This is a genomic window from Bacillus sp. SJS (genome assembly GCF_000732485.2).
Lineage (GTDB): Bacteria > Bacillota > Bacilli > Bacillales > Bacillaceae > Metabacillus_B > Metabacillus_B sediminis.
Genome location: NZ_JAQV02000023.1, coordinates 143903 through 161640 on the forward strand (window position 1 = coordinate 143903; position 17738 = coordinate 161640).

16 protein-coding genes are annotated in these 17738 nt (G+C 40.8%); 14 read left to right on the forward strand and 2 right to left on the reverse strand.

Going from position 1 to position 17738, the window contains the following annotated elements; genetic code table 11:
* Positions 1-39: 39 nt before the first annotated feature.
* Together AS29_RS14210 and AS29_RS14215 are read right to left on the reverse strand one after the other, a co-directional pair.
* On the reverse strand, positions 40-2784 hold the full coding sequence (locus tag AS29_RS14210) for a DEAD/DEAH box helicase (RefSeq protein WP_035408150.1): 2745 nt from the start codon (positions 2782-2784) through the stop codon (positions 40-42).
* Positions 2777-4366, reverse strand: a complete 1590-nt coding sequence (locus AS29_RS14215; RefSeq protein WP_231889951.1) for an SWIM zinc finger family protein — start codon at positions 4364-4366, stop codon at positions 2777-2779. Before AS29_RS14215 ends, AS29_RS14210 begins: the two co-directional genes overlap by 8 nt.
* A gap of 288 nt (positions 4367-4654) precedes the next feature.
* Here AS29_RS14215 and AS29_RS21620 point away from each other — a divergent pair, with 288 nt between their 5' ends.
* From AS29_RS21620 to AS29_RS14280, 14 genes are all read left to right on the forward strand, one after another.
* Entirely contained in the window at positions 4655-4795 is a 141-nt protein-coding gene (locus AS29_RS21620) for a hypothetical protein (protein WP_164462274.1), read from the forward strand.
* A 533-nt stretch (positions 4796-5328) separates the two neighbouring features.
* A complete protein-coding gene (locus AS29_RS14220; RefSeq protein ID WP_035408154.1) occupies positions 5329-6093 on the forward strand; it encodes a tyrosine-protein phosphatase in 765 nt (254 codons plus the stop codon).
* A gap of 17 nt (positions 6094-6110) precedes the next feature.
* Entirely contained in the window at positions 6111-6851 is a 741-nt protein-coding gene (locus AS29_RS14225) for a YveK family protein (RefSeq protein ID WP_035408272.1), read from the forward strand.
* Positions 6841-7536, forward strand: coding sequence for a CpsD/CapB family tyrosine-protein kinase (locus AS29_RS14230; protein WP_035408155.1), 696 nt, complete (start codon positions 6841-6843; stop codon positions 7534-7536). Before AS29_RS14225 ends, AS29_RS14230 begins: the two co-directional genes overlap by 11 nt.
* Positions 7537-7787: 251 nt before the next feature.
* Positions 7788-8672, forward strand: coding sequence for a UTP--glucose-1-phosphate uridylyltransferase GalU (gene galU, locus AS29_RS14235; RefSeq protein WP_035408157.1), 885 nt, complete (start codon positions 7788-7790; stop codon positions 8670-8672).
* 3 nt (positions 8673-8675) lie between these two features.
* On the forward strand, positions 8676-9356 hold the full coding sequence (locus tag AS29_RS14240) for a sugar transferase (protein WP_035408159.1): 681 nt from the start codon (positions 8676-8678) through the stop codon (positions 9354-9356).
* Positions 9357-9378: 22 nt separating this feature from the next.
* Positions 9379-10320 carry a GDP-L-fucose synthase gene (gene fcl / locus AS29_RS14245; protein ID WP_035408162.1) on the forward strand — a complete coding sequence of 314 codons (942 nt, stop codon included), beginning with the start codon at positions 9379-9381 and terminating at the stop codon, positions 10318-10320.
* A gap of 42 nt (positions 10321-10362) precedes the next feature.
* On the forward strand, positions 10363-11442 hold the full coding sequence (gene gmd, locus AS29_RS14250) for a GDP-mannose 4,6-dehydratase (RefSeq protein ID WP_035408164.1): 1080 nt from the start codon (positions 10363-10365) through the stop codon (positions 11440-11442).
* A gap of 210 nt (positions 11443-11652) precedes the next feature.
* Positions 11653-12456, forward strand: coding sequence for a WecB/TagA/CpsF family glycosyltransferase (locus tag AS29_RS14255; protein WP_197491612.1), 804 nt, complete (start codon positions 11653-11655; stop codon positions 12454-12456).
* Between the two features lies 1 nt (position 12457).
* On the forward strand, positions 12458-13441 hold the full coding sequence (locus tag AS29_RS14260; protein ID WP_035408166.1) for a glycosyltransferase family 2 protein: 984 nt from the start codon (positions 12458-12460) through the stop codon (positions 13439-13441).
* A gap of 28 nt (positions 13442-13469) precedes the next feature.
* Positions 13470-14348 (forward strand): alpha-1,2-fucosyltransferase, encoded by an 879-nt coding sequence (locus AS29_RS14265; RefSeq protein WP_051860687.1) that lies wholly within the window; start codon positions 13470-13472, stop codon positions 14346-14348.
* A gap of 60 nt (positions 14349-14408) precedes the next feature.
* Positions 14409-15629 carry an O-antigen ligase family protein gene (locus tag AS29_RS14270; protein ID WP_035408167.1) on the forward strand — a complete coding sequence of 407 codons (1221 nt, stop codon included), beginning with the start codon at positions 14409-14411 and terminating at the stop codon, positions 15627-15629.
* Positions 15589-16494: a glycosyltransferase family 2 protein gene (locus AS29_RS14275; protein WP_051860688.1), complete on the forward strand. Its 906-nt coding sequence runs from the start codon at positions 15589-15591 to the stop codon at positions 16492-16494. Before AS29_RS14270 ends, AS29_RS14275 begins: the two co-directional genes overlap by 41 nt.
* Positions 16495-16596: 102 nt before the next feature.
* Positions 16597-17727, forward strand: a complete 1131-nt coding sequence (locus tag AS29_RS14280) for a glycosyltransferase (protein ID WP_051860689.1) — start codon at positions 16597-16599, stop codon at positions 17725-17727.
* Positions 17728-17738: the final 11 nt, after the last annotated feature.

A 17738-nucleotide genomic window follows, 5' to 3' on the forward strand; every position in this document is an offset into this window, starting at 1 on the left:
AAACCTCCGGTGAAAGTGAACCTCCCGTCCACCCAACCACTAAACCGTCAACGAAAACAATTCCTCCAACTCATCCGTACTAAGCTCCGTAATCCAGTTCTCACTCTGCAGAATCTCCTCATTCAGCGACTGCTTCTTCTCCAGCATCCCATCAATCTTCTCTTCAATCGTCCCGGTCGTAATCAGCTTATGCACATGCACAAACCGCTCCTGACCGATCCGGTAGGCCCGGTCCGTTGCCTGGTTCTCCACCGCCGGGTTCCACCACCGGTCAAAGTGAATCACATGGTTCGCAGCCGTCAAATTCAATCCCGTTCCGCCAGCCTTCAGTGACAGAATCAAAAACGGCACATCACGGCTCTGGAACTTCTCAACCATCCGATCCCGATCCACCTTCGACACGCTTCCGTTCAAAAACAGCACGCCTTCACCAAACGACCGCTCCAGGAGCTTCTTCATCATTTCACCCATCCCGATATACTGGGTGAAAATCAGACAGCTTTCATCCTGCTCCCGAATCGCGGTCACAAGTTCAATCAGCTTCTCCATCTTATTCGAACGCTCCACCACCTTACTCGGCGAATCCTCCTTCAAATAAAGTGCCGGATGATCACAAATCTGCTTCAGCTTTCCAAGCATCTTCAATATCAACGCCTTCCGCTGCATGCCCGCAAGCTGGCTCACCTGCTCAAACGTATCCTTAACAAGCTGCTCATACATCGAAGCCTGCTCAACCGTCAACGGAATATACTCCTTCTGCTCCAGCTTCTCAGGCAGATTCAGCGCCACCTGCTCATCACGCTTCGTCCGCCTCAGCAGGAACGGCCGGATAAACCGCCGCAGCTGCTCCACACGCTCCGTCTCCCGGTCCTTCTCAATCGGCAGCACAAACTGCTTATGGAACTTATGCAAACTGCCTAAATACCCTCTATTAATAAAGTCAAAAATCGACCAAAGCTCCGTCAATCGGTTCTCCATCGGAGTACCGGTCAGCGCAATATGATGCAACCCCTGCAGACTCCTGATCGCCCGCGACTGCTTCGTATGGGCGTTTTTAATATTCTGAGCCTCATCTATACAAACCGTACTCCACGTAATGGCTTCTAAATCCTCTAAATCAGAATGCGCCAATCCGTAAGACGTCAGCACAATATCCTGATCCAGCACACTGGCTGCAAACAGCTCGCCTCGAGACCTCATCGGCCCGTAGTGCAGCCTCACCTTCAAGTGAGGCGCGAACTTTTCGATTTCCTTCTGCCAGTTTCCAAGCACAGATGTAGGAGCGATAATCAGCGCTGGCGTATCCGGCTTCTCATTCGCCTTCACATACGTAAAATAGGCGAGCATTTGGATGGTCTTCCCAAGCCCCATATCATCCGCGAGGCACGCCCCAAACCGGTTCTCGCGCAGTCCAAGTAGCCAGTCGACGCCTTGCTGCTGGTAAGGCCGCAGATTTCCCTGGAAATAGTCAGGCACCGCATACTCCTGATCGCTTTTCATCGTCGTCAGCCTCTTCATCATGCCGCGCATCTGCTTGCTGAGCTCAATCTCAATCTCCGCAAAGGCACCACTCGCCTCACCGGAATCCTCATCCCGGTCACCGGCAAGCTCCTGATGCAGCACATCCGACACATGAAGACCTTCCTTCTCCGCCTTCTTAAGCAGCGTCTTTACCTGCTGGATAAAAGCAGGATCAAGCTTAATCCACTGTCCTCGAATATTCACCAACCGGCGCTGATCATTCACCAGCCGATTAAAATCCTCCTCCGACATCTCAATCCCATTCGTCGCAAACCGCCAGTTAAAATCAACCAGCGTATTCATACCGACGAAAGACTGCCCCCGCGGTGTAGAAGAAAGCTTCGCCTTCACCATCATCTGCGATTCCTTCACAACCTGCCACCATGATGGAAGCAAAATCTCAATGCCCATGTTCACCAAAGTCTCACTCGACTCGGTCAGAAACTGCCACGCCTCGTCCTCGGTGACAAGGGTCACTCCGCCTGTAAAACTCAGAAACGGAACGACCTGCTGAAACCGGTCGAGCTCCCGTTCCACTTCATCGGCAAAGCCCTTCCAGCCGCGAGGAAGACTCTTTACACCTTCATAAACATGAAGCTCATCCTCGCGTTTCTTATTGCGCAATAATACTTCGAGCCGCCATTCGCCTCCGTCATACTCCGGCTCATTCAACCGAAGACCAATCGTAAACGGCTTATCATCAATCACCCAGCCGATCCGCTCCAGCCAGTCCTGTTCATCCAGAAAATAACCGGTGAAGTTCGACAGCACCGGGTGGGCATCGGTAATCGCACCCCACGCCATACGAAGGCTCCGGTTCAACGAAATCAAATCGCTGACAGCCGCAGAAAACCACTCCGCCTCAAAGCCCTCAAGCGCCTCACCCTCAGGCTTCCACCCCGTCTGCCCAATTTGCCACGCCCGGTAATCCGGCATAAACTCACCAGCCGCCACAAGCTCATAAATCCGCTTCGCAGCCTCCTGGAGCCCCTCATGCTGAACCGTCACCTCAGCCATCGAATTAAACGAGTCATGTCCAATCAGCTCCGCCATCATCCATGGAGAAAGCAAGTAAGCAGGGGTCCCGATAAAGGTGATGTCCTCAAGATTCGTCCCATAATGAGAGGACTCATGCCACGTGAAAAAGATCCGCCGCATTTCGTTCAAAGACACAGGCTCTTCTTCACCCTTCGTAGCCCAGACAGTGAAATGATAGTCTTCTGTTTGTTCCATATGAAGTTCGTAGCGCAAAGAACTATCCATCAATCAACTTTCCCTTCACCAATTCTTCCCGGAATGCCCGTAATCGTTTATACCGTTCCTGGAGCATATCCAAATAGTCTTCCCATTCTTCTTCACTTTTCATCTTCTTATAAAGACGTTTCACTTTTTTCAGCAACCGTACTGCCCGTTTATAGCTGTCCCGGTTCCGGATCTCCATCTCCAAATAGATCGTCTGCTTATAAAGGGAAAGCACCGCTTCCGGCTCTGCCTTCTCCGCTTCCTTCAAAAACCGGTCCTCGACCTCATAAACCGGGTACCCAAGCAGCATATTCAGCTCCGCCCACTCATAATACCGTTCATCGAGTGCGAGCATATTTTCGTACTCATTATAACTATACGGAAGCAGCGTCCGGCATGCCTCTTCATATAAATCATCGTTCTTTGATGCGCGTGAATAAGCCCCGACCACATCCAGCAAAAACGCCGCACCGCTCCGGACTTCCTTCCTCGGAAGATCCGCCTCCACATACTCCGGACTGAGCTCCATCACATACGGCAGCCATTTACTAAGCCGGTCCCACTGCTTCTTTTCCGTCATTTCCTCCAGCCACAAAAAAGAAGAAGGGAAGAGGCTGACATTTCCGGCCCGCAAATAATCGAGAACGGCTTCGTCCTTTTTTAATAGAAAATCAATGTGCAGCATGCCCATTAAATCCTTTTTGGTGATGACCGCATCATCCTGCTTTCCCTCAAACGCCTTCCGTTCCATCTCCAGCCACTTAGGCCGGTTCATCAGCCCGGACCACAGCAATTTATAAATTCCAAGCGTACCGGAATAGAAAGGATCCGGCGCCTCTAATAGCTTTCTGAAATAATTTGGACTGCCTTCAAGCAGCGGATCGAGTGCAAACGGAGTCGCATACCGCTTCATTTCCTCAAGCTCCGTCTCAATCGCATTCGCCATATGATTCACATACACCATCGCCATATGCTGTAGAGAAGGGTCCTTGACCTTCGTCCGGTTATAGGAGGCAAGCATCCGTGTAATGGTCACAATCGCGAGGTGAATGACAAACAGCCGCTTGAGCTCAAGCTTCTTCGGTGCCTTTTGCTTTAATTTAAAAAAGAACTGATGATAGAGGCCCTGCATCGTTTTGACCTGCAACGTCTCATATTCCCGTTCGAATAATTCATGCCAGCTTTCAAGCGAGTCCTCCTTTAGGACAAACTCCCGCTTCAACAGCTCGCTCGCCCTGCGCATCTGCGATAAAACATGGGCCGCCCGATCGTCTTTCCAGGCGTCCACAAACGTTCCGACACGCTCTACACTTGCATATACATATAAAAAAGCGGCCATTAAATGCCGGCAAAAACCGTTTGCAGGACAGGAGCAATAGCTTGCCTGGACGAAATCCAAATCAAGCGTAATTAAAACAGGAGACACATCCTGTACCTTCGCCGAAATCCGCTCAGCGGAAACGTTCACATTATAGACACTTCCCTGACGGTAAAGAATCAGCCCTTTTTTTACAAGATTCCGGTCTTCTTCATCAGCCGGACTTAAGATCGTCCGCAGCCGTTCCGCTGTAAGCAAAACGCGCTCCTTATCAAGGTCTCGCATAAGCAAAAGCCATCTCTCCTTTCGGGCGGCAGAGGAAAAATGCACACCCGCTTATCGAAACTTCAGATAGTCCTAGCACCATAGGCACTTCCAAAGAATGTATCCATTCCTATATTATAACGTAGAAAAATGTTTCGTTAAAAGGTTTCGAAAAAGGAAAATGCGGGGACATAATTGTCAGAACGACTCGAAGTTTATAATTACCTGTTGCGAAAGATGCAAACCGGGATTATAATAATCTTCGTGCATGCTGTATAAAATTGTAAAAATGAGAGGGAATCATGTACAATGGACACTAAGCAGATGAAGCAAGAGGAGTTTCTGCAAATCCTTATGCACGCCTACCGCACTGGCGAGCAAAGAAACGTATCAACGAAAGAAATGGTCGAAGAAATCATCTTGCAAATGAAAAAAGTGTACGCATCCTAGAAGATGTTAAGCACCCATTGCCGATCGGCAAACAATAAATGAAAAGGAGTCCGGCCACCCGCGCCTGACTCCTTTTCTGCGTTTTAATCAGTCTTTACATAATTTTTACAAAGAAAACATCATCCATTTCTTCTCCCAATCTATTACTCAAGACCCTCCTGCAAAAACTCCCCAAACGATTTCGGCATTTTGATTCAATCTTGATGGCGATGAAAATCTGTTTTCCCCATGGTTAGCTGTTCTGTTCCCTGCCGCAGACTTCTTTGTTCATTATTGCAGCAAACAAAATATTCTGTTTGAATCTATGAAAAATAGCAATATGAATAAGGACCTAGCTTAATAGCTGGACCTTTCTCATGTTACAATTTGGTAAAAAGTATAAAAATTTCAAAATAATGATGGAAATTTGTAGAATACAGGTCTATAATCAAGAACATAAGAGCACTATAAAGAACAAAAAGTAACAATAAAAAGAACGAAATTAATCGAAGTTTGTCGATTATTTCTGAAAATGCGATAGGAAGTGGATACAGTTGATAGACATACACTGTCATATCCTTCCCGGATTAGACGATGGTGCACCTGATATAGAACGTTCATTGGAAATGGCGAGAGCAGCCGCCGCTGAGGGGATCACCAAAATTGTAGCAACCCCGCATCACCTAAACGGCCGCTATGAGAATAGCAAAATGGTAGTACTCGAAAAAACCCGTCTATTAAACAAACGTATAGATGAGGAATCCATTCCAGTAACCATTTACCCGGGTCAGGAAGTAAGAATCTACGGAAATCTCATGAGCGATATGAAGAAGGGAGAAATTCTCCCTGTAAACCATACCGAATATTTGCTTGTTGAACTGCCGCATCACCATGTACCGCAATATACGTCCAAGCTGATTTATGATCTTCAAATGCAGGGAATCACCCCAGTCATTGTTCATCCTGAAAGAAACATAGAAATTCTTGAAAAGCCGGACATTTTGAGCGAATTCATCAATAGAGGGGCACTCAGTCAAATTACGGCATCTAGTTTAACCGGAACCCTGGGAAGAAAAATAAAAAAACGTTCTTTGGATATCATCTCTAACGGCATGGCGCATTTTATCGCTTCTGACGCACACAACGTCAAAAACAGAAGCTTTGCTCTTTCTCATGCCTACGACGTACTCAATAAAGAATTCGGGGCGCAGCATCTGTTCTTTTTCAAGGAGAATACGGAGCTGATGCTGAGCGGACAAACGGTGGTACGAACGCCGCCGCAGCGAAAACGAACGTTTATGAGTCTTTTTAAATCATGAATCAGATGGAGGAAACCATGGAAGAAACGATTAGTTTAAAGGAGCTTTTCCAAACACTGCGAAAAAGACTCGTCCTTATTTTAGCCATTACCTTCATTGCGACCGGCGCAAGCGGAATCATCAGCTATTTCTATTTAACCCCGGTCTATGAATCATCCGCGTCGATGCTTGTAAATCAGTCGAAAAACGTCTCCCAGCTTTACAATTACAACGAGCTCCAAACGAATGTGCAGCTCATTAATACATACAGTGTGATCATAAAAAGTCCAACTATCATCGATAAAGTGAAGAATCAGCTGGATCTTGATGGATCTAGATCGGCCCTAACGAATCAAATCACGGTAGCAAGCGAGCAGGATTCCCAAGTGTTCACTGTAACGGTCAAAGATACCGATCCAAAACGAGCAATGAATATAGCGAATTCTGTGGCTAGCGTGTTCCAATCGGAAATCAAGAATATCATGCAGGTCGATAACGTTAAAATCTTTTCGGAAGCAGAAGAAAATCCGGTTCCCGTCGCTCCGAAGAAAGCGATGAATGTCGCGATTGCGTTCGTCGTCGGGTTAATGGCGGGTGTGGGACTGGCCTTCCTGCTTGAGTACCTGGACAATACGATCAAAACCGAGCAGGACATTGAGAACATACTTGAGCTTCCGGTTCTTGGTGCCGTGACCTCGTTCCCAAAGGATAAGCAGAAGAAAAAGAAAGCAGATGCCGTTCAGGTACATGCAACGAGAGGTGATTCCATTGGCTCTTAAACGAAAAGAAAAGCTTCAGTCCCGCCGCCGGCTAATTTCCCTTTTAAAGCCTAAATCACCGATTGCTGAAGAATACCGGACGATCCGGACCAATATCCAGTTTTCAAGCGTCGAAAAAGACATTCGATCGGCGATTGTGACGTCATCGGGTCCTGAGGAAGGGAAATCAACGACCATTGCCAATCTGGCCATCGTCTTCGCCCAGCAAGGGAAAAAAGTGCTTCTAGTGGATGCGGACCTTCGCAGGCCAACGATGCATTTGACCTTCAGCCTTGATAACCGAACCGGCCTTACGAACGTGTTGACAAGACAAGCTACCCTCCAGCAAGGGGTGCGGCATACAGAACAGGAAAATCTGGACGTGCTTCCAAGCGGTCCGATTCCGCCGAATCCGTCCGAGCTTCTCGCATCCCAGATGATGACAACTGTCTTAGAAGAAGCCCTGGCCATCTATGATTTTATCCTTTTCGATACCCCGCCGGTGCTTGCGGTTACAGATGCACAGGTGCTTGCCAATCTGGTAGATGGTGCAATCCTCATAGCGGATCGCGGTAAAACACAGATTGAACATGCCAAAAAAGCGAAAGAACAGCTGCAAAATGCGCAGGCCAAGCTGCTCGGAGTCATTCTCAATAACAAGAAAAGAAACAAATCCAAGTACGGTTACTATTACGGAGCCAACTAGCTCCCTCTTTTTTAACACGAATGTTCTCTATTAATAACGTAATGTAAGTATAAACGAACAGGTGATGTCTCCTTACCTTTATCAATGGAGGCACTCGGCTGTGCTGTGGGTGCGAACCTTAGACGCTTGTCGTCAGTAGCGCGGTGTGAGGGTGGGTTGAATGCCCGAATTTTTTAAATAATTTGCTCGCTGCGATCGTGTTGATCACAGGGAGCAAGCTATTTAACTATTAAAACGAAAGAGGGATTTCCTTGAAAAGAGTGAGAAAAGCGATCATCCCGGCAGCGGGTCTTGGCACCCGGTTCCTGCCTGCCACAAAGGCGATGCCGAAAGAAATGCTTCCAATCGTCGATAAACCAACCATTCAATACATAGTAGAAGAAGCGGTCGCATCCGGAATCGAAGACATCATCATCGTTACCGGAAAAGGGAAGCGCGCCATTGAGGATCACTTTGATTATGCGCCGGAGCTTGAGGAAAACTTAAGCCAAAAAGGCAAAACGGAACTTCTCGACAAGGTCCGCTACTCATCAAGCCTTGCAAACATCACCTACATCCGCCAGAAAGAACCAAAAGGACTCGGTCACGCCGTCTGGTGTGCACGAAGCTTTATAGGAGATGAACCATTTGCGGTCCTGCTTGGAGACGACATCGTTCAATCCGATACCCCATGTCTCCGCCAGCTCATCGATCAGTATGAACAAACGCAAGGCTCGATCATAGGCGTACAGGAAGTCGAACCGCATAACACCCATCGGTACGGCATCATCGATCCGCTTTCTAATGAAGACAGGCTTTACCGTGTCCATAACTTTGTGGAAAAGCCGAAGCCAGGTACTGCGCCATCCAATTTAGCCATCATGGGACGGTACATCCTGACACCGGAGATCTTCGCAATCCTGGAAAACCAGGGATTAGGAGCTGGCGGGGAAATTCAGCTGACGGATGCCATCCAGCGACTCAATGAATACCAGAATGTATTTGCCTATGACTTTCAAGGTGAACGGTTTGATGTGGGTGAAAAATTCGGCTTCATCAAAACAACCCTTCAATTTGCCCTGCAGCATGAAGAGCTAAGAGAAGAGATCCTCAGAGAAATGAACCGCTTATTGGAGCTGGAAAAAGTGAGGAGATAGGGGATGGAAATGACCCATACGGAAAAAAATGATTTCAGGCCGCAAAAATCTCCTTTAATAGAGGAATTAGAAAGTCGCCCCCTATACGAAGCTCTCAAGAAAACGATGGACGTAACCTGTGCTTTAGTCGGACTCATATTTGTATCCATATTATTTCTAGCGGTGGCCATCGCCATCAAAATCGAGGACTCAGCGGGTCCTGTTTTTTATTCCCAATTGAGAGTGGGGAAGAACGGAAAGCTGTTCAAAATGTATAAATTCCGCTCCATGGTCGTAGACGCGGATTCGAAGCTCGAAGCCCTGCTCCAGCATAACGAAGTCTCAGGAGCGATGTTCAAAATGAAAAACGATCCGCGGATCACCTTCATTGGAAAATTCATACGGAAAACAAGCATCGATGAAATGCCGCAGCTGTTTAACGTACTGAAAGGGGATATGAGCTTAGTCGGTCCAAGGCCGCCGCTTCCAAGAGAAGTAGAGCTATACTCCGCATACGATAAGCAGCGGCTGCTCGTCACCCCGGGATGCACAGGCATCTGGCAGGCAACGAGCCGGAACAATGTAGGCTTTGAAGAGATGGTCGAAATGGACTTGGAATATATACGAAAACGTTCAATCTGGCTGGACATCAAGCTCATCTTTAAAACCATTTTCCTTTTATTTGGTTCCAGAAACGCATTTTAATACAAAAGAAAGAAGGCTGAAGATGGATAAGCACTCAAAAATCTATGTAGCCGGCCACAGAGGCCTCGTCGGCTCGGCAATTGTCCGCCGCTTGAAAAAGGAAGGATACGAAAATTTGCTCGTAAAGACAAGCGGGGAACTGGATCTGCGGGATAAAGCACAGGTTGATTCCTTGTTTGAAACGGAAAAGCCGGAGTACGTATTTTTAGCAGCAGCGAAGGTAGGAGGCATTGTCGCGAATAACGAATACCCAGCCGATTTTATCCGCGACAACCTGCTCATCCAGACGAATGTCATCGATGCAGCCTATCGAAACAGCGCAGAAAAGCTCCTTTTCCTTGGAAGCACCTGCATCTATCCGAAAATGGCCCAGCAGCCGTTGAAGGAAGAGTACCTGTTAACAGGGGAACTGGAACCTACCAATGAGCCGTACGCGATTGCAAAAATCGCCGGAATCAAAATGTGCCAATCGTACAACCGGCAGTATGGAACGAAGTACATCTCCATCATGCCGACCAATCTATACGGCGAAGAAGACAACTTTGACCTTCACACATCCCATGTCCTTCCCGCCCTCATCCGCAAATTTCACGAGGCTAAGGAACAGAACGCTCCTCACGTTGAGGTATGGGGAACAGGATCGCCAAAAAGAGAATTCCTATATTCCGATGATCTCGCCGATGCGTGTTTATTTTTAATGAAGAACTACGAAGGAAACGAAATCGTCAATGTCGGGGTCGGGGAGGATATCTCCATAAAAGAACTCGCGAATCAGGTAAAAGAAACCGTTGGATATAGCGGAGACATTCATTTCGACACATCCAAGCCGGACGGAACCCCAAGAAAGCTTGTCGACGTAGCCAAGTTGAATGCACTTGGGTGGAAAGCGAAAACCCCTTTGAATGAAGGTTTAGACAAAGCCTACCAATGGTTCTTAAATAACGAGCTAACAAAAACGGTATAAACGAAGCAGCATTCCATTGAGAAAACGGAGGAAGAATCAATCATGAAGAAAGCATTAATTACAGGTGTAACCGGCCAGGATGGATCATATTTAGCAGAATTTCTGTTGGAAAAAGGATATGAGGTTCACGGAATGATCCGCAGAAGCTCCTCCTATAACCAGGAGCGGCTTGAGGATTTGCTGACAGATGAAGAAGCCAGTGCCTTATATAATAATTCAAGGTTTCACCTTCACTACGGGGATGTCACCGATTCATTGAATGTTACCCGCATCATCGGGGAAATTCAGCCAGATGAAATCTACAACCTCGCTGCCCAGTCACACGTACGAGTTTCCTTTGACATGCCCGGCTACACCCTGGATGTAGATGCAAAAGGAACACTCAACATTCTGGAAGCTGTCCGCATACTCGGATTGGCAGAGAAAACACGTATTTACCAAGCCTCCACATCTGAGCTGTACGGAAAAGTCCAGGAAGTGCCGCAGTCCGAGACCACCCCATTCTATCCTAGATCTCCATACGGAGTAGCCAAAATCTACGGGTTCTGGATTACCAAAAACTATCGTGAATCCTACAGCATGTTCGCTGTTAACGGCATTCTCTTCAACCACGAATCCGAGCGCCGCGGTGAAACGTTTGTCACCCGGAAAATCACGCTCGCTGCTGCCCGGATCGCACAGGGCAAACAGCAAAAACTTATGCTCGGAAATTTAGACTCCCTGCGTGACTGGGGCTACGCAAAGGATTATGTAGAATGCATGTGGCTCATGCTGCAGCACGACAAACCAGAAGACTTTGTCATCGCTACAGGCGAAATGCATACCGTCCGTGAATTCGTGGAACTCACATTTAAGCACACAGGAACGGAAGTCGAATGGACAGGCCATGGCATAGAAGAGAAAGGGATTAATAAAGCGACGGGTGAAGTCATTGTTGAAGTGGATCCTAAATTCTTCCGTCCGGCGGAGGTCGATCAGCTGCTGGGGGATCCGACGAAGGCGAGAACTATATTAGGGTGGAATCCCACGAAGACTTCTTTTGAAGCATTGCTGGGGATTATGGTTGATGCTGATATGAATAAGGTTGAGAAGGAAGAAAAAATAAAAAAAATGTTCGATTGAATTTTATTTTAGAACGTCAGGGGCTTAATATAGCTATTAATACTTATTTTAATTCCTGATCTATAACATATTCTCAAAAAATATTATTTGAACACTTTATCATGTAGATTGAAATTAAATAATGGTTGAGTAGTAACAAAGACCTTTGATAAGAAAGTAATTTTACTTCTAAATGTTATTTCTTATTTTATTAAATGAGAGGAGACATAGATGTCAAGTACATTGAAGAAGCCGATGGATAATTGGAATCATGATTTCGTACGAATGGTGGATAAAACAAAAATACCCATTTGTAAAATATTAGGGGTTAATATAGCGGCTATTAATATGGAGTGGCTGGTTAAATATATAAATAACAACATCAAAAATTTATCAGGAGACTATATCTGTGTATCTAATGTACACACTACGGTAACTAGTTATGATGAACCGAATTATTGTCTAGTTCAAAATGAAGGTCTCATGTCAATTCCTGATGGTGGACCACTTTCTTTTATAGGAAGAAAGCGTGGATTTAAGGAAATGAAAAGAACCACAGGACCAGACTTAATGGAAGAGATTTTTAAAATTTCTGTAACGAAAGGTTATCGTCACTTTTTTTTCGGCTCTACAGAAAAGACATTAACAAAAATGGTTGGAAATTTGGATGATATCTATCCAGGAATAGAAGTATCAGGTATATACAGCCCGCCCTTTGGCCCAATATCAGATGAAGAGGATCAAAATGTAATTAATATAATCAATAATTCTAAACCACACTTTATTTGGATTGGTCTTGGAGCTCCTAAACAAGAAATTTGGATGGCAACACATCAAGGAAAAGTTGATGGTTTAATGATAGGAGTTGGTGCAGGATTTGATTATATTGCAGGAAACATACATCGAGCACCGGAATGGATGCAGAAGAGAAATCTAGAATGGGTTTATCGCTTGATGCAGGACCCTAAAAGGTTATTAAAAAGATATTTATATACAAATGCTAAGTATATTTGGTTAACGGTTAGGGGCAAATAAAATGATTAAAGTTAGTATAGTAGTTCCAGTATACAATGTTGAGATGTATATAAGGAAATGTTTGGAATCTCTTGTTAATCAAACTCTTAAAGAAATTGAAATTATTGTAGTTAATGACGGTTCTACTGATGGTTCTCAGTTAGTAATAGACGAATTTGTTGAAGCATACCCAAAGTATGTTCGCTCGTTTGTAAAAAGAAATGGCGGGCTATCGGATGCTAGGAACTGGGGAATTTCATACTGTATTGGTCAATATGTGGCCTTTTTAGATTCTGATGATTATGTTTCATTACAGATGTATGAAAAAATGTACGAAAAAGCTAAGGAAGAAAATAGCGATATAGTTGTTTGTGATTATTATAAAACGTATGTATCGAGAAACGAATTAATAAAGGCTAAAAAATACCTTAATAAAAAGGATATGTTTGTTGATACATTGGTTGCTGCATGGAATAAAATATATAAAAGGGAGCTACTAGTCGAAACAGGAGTATTATTCCCTAAAGGCTTAATTTATGAGGATACTGAATTTTTTTGCAAGTTAATACCTCATATTGAAGTAGCAAGTTATATTCCGGAACCTTTTGTATATTATGTTCAACGGGATGGTTCTATATCAAATACGCAAGGTGAAAAAACATCTCAGATGTTTCAAATTTTAGAAAACATTATAGAATTTTATAAACAAAGAAATTTGTATCAAGAATATAAAAATGAATTAGAATATCTATATTTAAGAATAATGTTAGGAAGCCATATTGAAAGAGTAAGTAGAATAGGTAATAAGAAATTACGTTATGAGTTGGTAGATCGAACTTACTCTTTAATCAGTAATAATTTTATCAATTGGAAAAAGAATATCTACCTTAATTCAAAATGGTCAAAGCGTCACATTTATATGAAATCTGTCAATCCCTATACACTAAGATTCTATTCAACAATTTTCAAGCTTTTTTATAACATTAAAGAACGGACTTTGTACTAGCAATAAGATACTTTATTGGGGGAGAAAAATGAAAATTGTTCGCTTTATTGGAGGCTTAGGAAATCAAATGTTTCAATTTGCATTTTGTCAATCATTATTAAGATTTGATGATGTTAAGATGGACTTAACACTATACAAAAAGGAAAAATTTCATTTTGGCTACGAAATTCAAAAGATTTTCCATCAAAATCTTGATGTGGCAACTCCATCACAAATAAAAAATCTGGGATTTTATGAAAATAATAAATTAGCTAAACTAAAAAAAAGATTTTATCATCCTAAAAAAACGCATTATATTGAAAAAGTTCTAGGTTATGATGAGAAAATTCCAACTAATGGAGATGTTTATTTCGAGGGGTATTGGCAAAATTATAAGTATTTTATAGATATTAAGGATGAGATTCAATCAATATTTTCTTTTCCGAGCATTGAGGATAATTTAAATAGTAAATGTTTAGAAAAGATAAGAGAAACTAGGTCTGTGTCAATCCATATAAGGCGAAAGGATTTTTTAAGAAAACGTAATTCTCACTTAGTCAATTTAAGTGAAAATGATTATTATAAACGAAGTATTCAAAAAGTTCAGGACGAATTAGGAGATGAACTGACTTATTTTATATTTTCAGATGATATGGAATGGGTTAAGAAAGAGTTTGGATTAAAGAATTCTGTATTTGTTGACTGGAACCAAGGTGAAAACAGTTTTAGAGATATGCAGTTAATGAGTTATTGTAAGGCAAATATTATTGCTAATAGCTCATTTAGTTGGTGGGGAGCTTATCTTAATGCAGAAAAATTAAAAAAAGTAGTGATATCTCCACAGACTTGGTATAAAGATGATGAGGTGGATGGGAGAAAAGTGGTACATAATGCAATTAACTTACCTGAATGGATAACTATTAAATAGTCGTTGTATATATAATAATTTACAAGTGCGATCTAAATTCAAAAAACGAGAGGTTTAAATGTGGAAGTAATAATCAATATTATTGGAATCATGCTGTTATTATGGGTTTTATTATCTTCTTTACTTACTCCATCAAAAGCTATTCCTTTAGCTGTATTAACTTTAGTAGGTTCATTTAGTATAAATTTTTTTGATTATAATTTTATCGCAAAAATGCTAGTGGTGCTAACTTGTGGAATTAGTATTTTGAGGTATGGTTATAATAAAAAACTAGGGAAGGGACCATTTCTTTTATTAACTGGAATGTTTTTAGTTCAATTTTTTGTAAATTATTTTAGATTTAATCCTTCATATGGCTTTATTGAATTTAGCACATCTTTTGCAACTATTGCGATGGGCTTTTTTCTAATTTATACAAAGTGGAGTGATATAAATCGTAAATTTGCACTTAAAATGATTACATGGTCTGCTATATTTGCGGTACTAGTAGGCGTACTGGATAAAAGATCCTTTTTCGTGGATGGGAGAATTGTGTCGGTAGGTTTGTTTGCGCATTTGCCATTTTGGAGCTCTCTGGGAATTTATTCAGCAATCCTATTAGATAAATATTATAAGCAAAGCAAATATAGGATATTTATTTATTTAAATTTTTTCATCGTACTATTAACTCAATCACGCGGGGGAGCAATATTTGCTTTTGTAATTATATTACCTTTTATCGTGAACGGAATTAAAAAGCTCAATATGAAGTTTCTTTTTGTTATAACATTCATTTCTCCTTTGGTATTAGGATTTATTTATGTTGCTATAACTAAATTAATAGACAGAACTTTAGTTAACGGGAGTATAAATACGACCAATCGTTTTGAAGCATGGTCAGTAATTTATGAATTATCATCTAATAATAGGGTGTTTGGCCTCGGAATAGGCTCATTAAAAACTGTAACGGGTGAATACATTATCAGTCAGGGGTTTAGCGCTGCACATAATGAATATTTGAGATTTTTATATGAAAGTGGAGTAATAGGACTCCTAATTATAGTCTGTGCAATGATTATAGTTTTTAAAATGTTATTAAAAAATTATATTATAGAAGAAAAAAAATATGCTTATTTTTTAATAACAGGTTTTCTTATATATAGCTTAACAGATAATACAGTCTCTGCAGGAGAGTTTTGGGGCCCATTTATGCTGTGTGTTTCATTAAGTTTTAGTTCTATTGTTGAAAGGAATTGGAAATATGAAAAGCAAATTAGTGAGCGTTATCATTCCAGCATATAATCGAGCAAAAGTGTTAAGTTTCTCGTTAGAGAGTGTTTTGAAACAAACTTACAAAAATTTAGAAATAATAGTAGTTGATGACAATTCTAATGATAATACTCAAGAAATAGTAAATACTTATATTGCTAAGGATAAACGAATTAAATATCTTCGGCATGAGCAGAACAAAGGTGGAGGAGCTGCAAGAAACACAGGAATTAGTCATGCTAAAGGTTTTTATATAGCTTTCTTAGATAGTGATGATGCTTGGTATCCAGAAAAAATTAAACTACAGATTGAACTCATGGAAAAAAATCAGAATATTGAAATTTTATTTACTGGTAGTATTGAAACTAAATATCCTTCTAACAAGTTAATTAGAAAGAGAATAATTAAGAATTCTATACCATTAAAAAAATTGTACATGGAAAATTATCTTGGAACAACATCATCTGTTATGTGTAAAGCAAGCCTTTTAAAGAGTATAAATGGTTTCGATCCAGCGTTGAAAAGTGCTCAGGATTGGGATTTATATTTGAAAGCTGTAAAACAAGGTAATTATTATATTATCGAAAAACCTTTACTCAATCATACTGAACCTGAAGATGGCGATAAGTACAGAATTAGCTCGAATAAACCTTCTGTACTCTCAGGTCTATTAATTATGGTTGAAAAAATTATGATAATGATGGGTAATGATAAAAATTTAAACAATTTAGATAAAAGAAATATCCTTTGTAGACTGAATTATAAAATTGCAAAAATATATTTTTATTTAGGGAATCGAAAATTAGCATACCAATATCTTAAGTTTGCTATTATACAGAAACCATTCGATTTACGTTGTTTAAAATTAGGATTTTCAATGTTACTAGTACATAGATAATTTTTGTTTAAGGACTTTAATTAAATATGTTTCCTATCTAGAAAAACGCTGTGGATAATAAGAAGTAAAAATTCAATAAGTTAATAAAGGAGAATTAATTTTTTGAAAATTTGTATTGTTAATGAAGGGTTTGAAATGGGTGGAGTAGAAAAAGTCACGATTCAACTAGCAAATTCATTACAAGAAAAAGGCCATGATCTTTTTTTAATAGACTTTTCAGGTAAGAATGAAACTTTTTATCAAGTAAATAGGGAAGTGAAAAAAAACAATATAATTAAGCAACGTACTGTAAGGAGAAAAATTATTGGTAAAATAATAAAGATTAAATATTGTATAGAAAAAAAATCTATTAATATTTTAAACCTTTATAAAGAACAAACATTTGATTTAATAAACTTTTTAGATAAAACTAATTGTGATGTTCTAATAGTAAATCAAGGAGTTCTCACAGCATTAATTCCAATTATCAAAAATAAAATCCCTAGATTGAAAATTATTGCTTGGCAGCATAATGAATATGAAGTTTATATTAATAAATATAGTACAAATTATATCAATGACTATCTATCTGGAGTTAAACTGGCTGATTCAGTGATTTGTTTAACTCAAGCAGACCAACAAAAATTTGTTAATCTGAATAAACAATCAAAATATATATATAATCCATTAACAATTAAAGAAGTGAATAAAATTAGTAATATAAATAGTAAAAATATAATCTTTGTAGGGAGGCTAAAATTAGAACAAAAAGGATTAGATTATTTAATAAAAATTGGTGAAAAAATAACAGGGGATTGGAAAATAATTATTGCTGGAGATGGGCCGGATAAGAAAAAATTTCTCAACATGATTAAAGAGAATAAACTTGAAAACAAAATTATTTTGAAAGGAACTCTAAATAATGAAGAATTAGTAGATTTTTATTTATCAGGGGCAGTGTTTATTTCAACGTCAAGGTGGGAAGGTTTTGGTCTAGTGATAACAGAGGCAATGTCTTTTGGTTTACCAATAATAAGTTTTAATAATAATGGACCTACAGAGATTTTAAATAATGGAGAATATGGAGTTTTGATAGAAAAAAACAATATAGATGAGTTTGTTGTCAAATTAATTGAATTATTAAATAATCCAATAAAAAGAATGTATTTTCAAAAGAAGAGCCTTAGGAGAGTGGTTGATTTTCGTAAGGAAAATATTGTATGCACATGGGACAGGTACTTAAAAAACTTATAAATTAAATTGCT

Excerpts from the sequence above, each read along its gene's own strand:
- AS29_RS14210 (WP_035408150.1), bottom strand. The coding sequence starts at position 2,784 with ATGGATAGTTCTTTGCGCTACGAACTTCATATGGAACAAACAGAAGAC.
- AS29_RS14215 (WP_231889951.1), bottom strand. The coding sequence starts at position 4,366 with ATGCGAGACCTTGATAAGGAGCGCGTTTTGCTTACAGCGGAACGGCTG.
- AS29_RS21620 (WP_164462274.1), top strand. The coding sequence starts at position 4,655 with ATGGACACTAAGCAGATGAAGCAAGAGGAGTTTCTGCAAATCCTTATG.
- AS29_RS14225 (WP_035408272.1), top strand. The coding sequence starts at position 6,111 with ATGGAAGAAACGATTAGTTTAAAGGAGCTTTTCCAAACACTGCGAAAA.
- AS29_RS14240 (WP_035408159.1), top strand. The coding sequence starts at position 8,676 with ATGGAAATGACCCATACGGAAAAAAATGATTTCAGGCCGCAAAAATCT.
- fcl (WP_035408162.1), top strand. The coding sequence starts at position 9,379 with ATGGATAAGCACTCAAAAATCTATGTAGCCGGCCACAGAGGCCTCGTC.
- gmd (WP_035408164.1), top strand. The coding sequence starts at position 10,363 with ATGAAGAAAGCATTAATTACAGGTGTAACCGGCCAGGATGGATCATAT.
- AS29_RS14255 (WP_197491612.1), top strand. The coding sequence starts at position 11,653 with ATGTCAAGTACATTGAAGAAGCCGATGGATAATTGGAATCATGATTTC.
- AS29_RS14260 (WP_035408166.1), top strand. The coding sequence starts at position 12,458 with ATGATTAAAGTTAGTATAGTAGTTCCAGTATACAATGTTGAGATGTAT.
- AS29_RS14265 (WP_051860687.1), top strand. The coding sequence starts at position 13,470 with ATGAAAATTGTTCGCTTTATTGGAGGCTTAGGAAATCAAATGTTTCAA.
- AS29_RS14275 (WP_051860688.1), top strand. The coding sequence starts at position 15,589 with ATGAAAAGCAAATTAGTGAGCGTTATCATTCCAGCATATAATCGAGCA.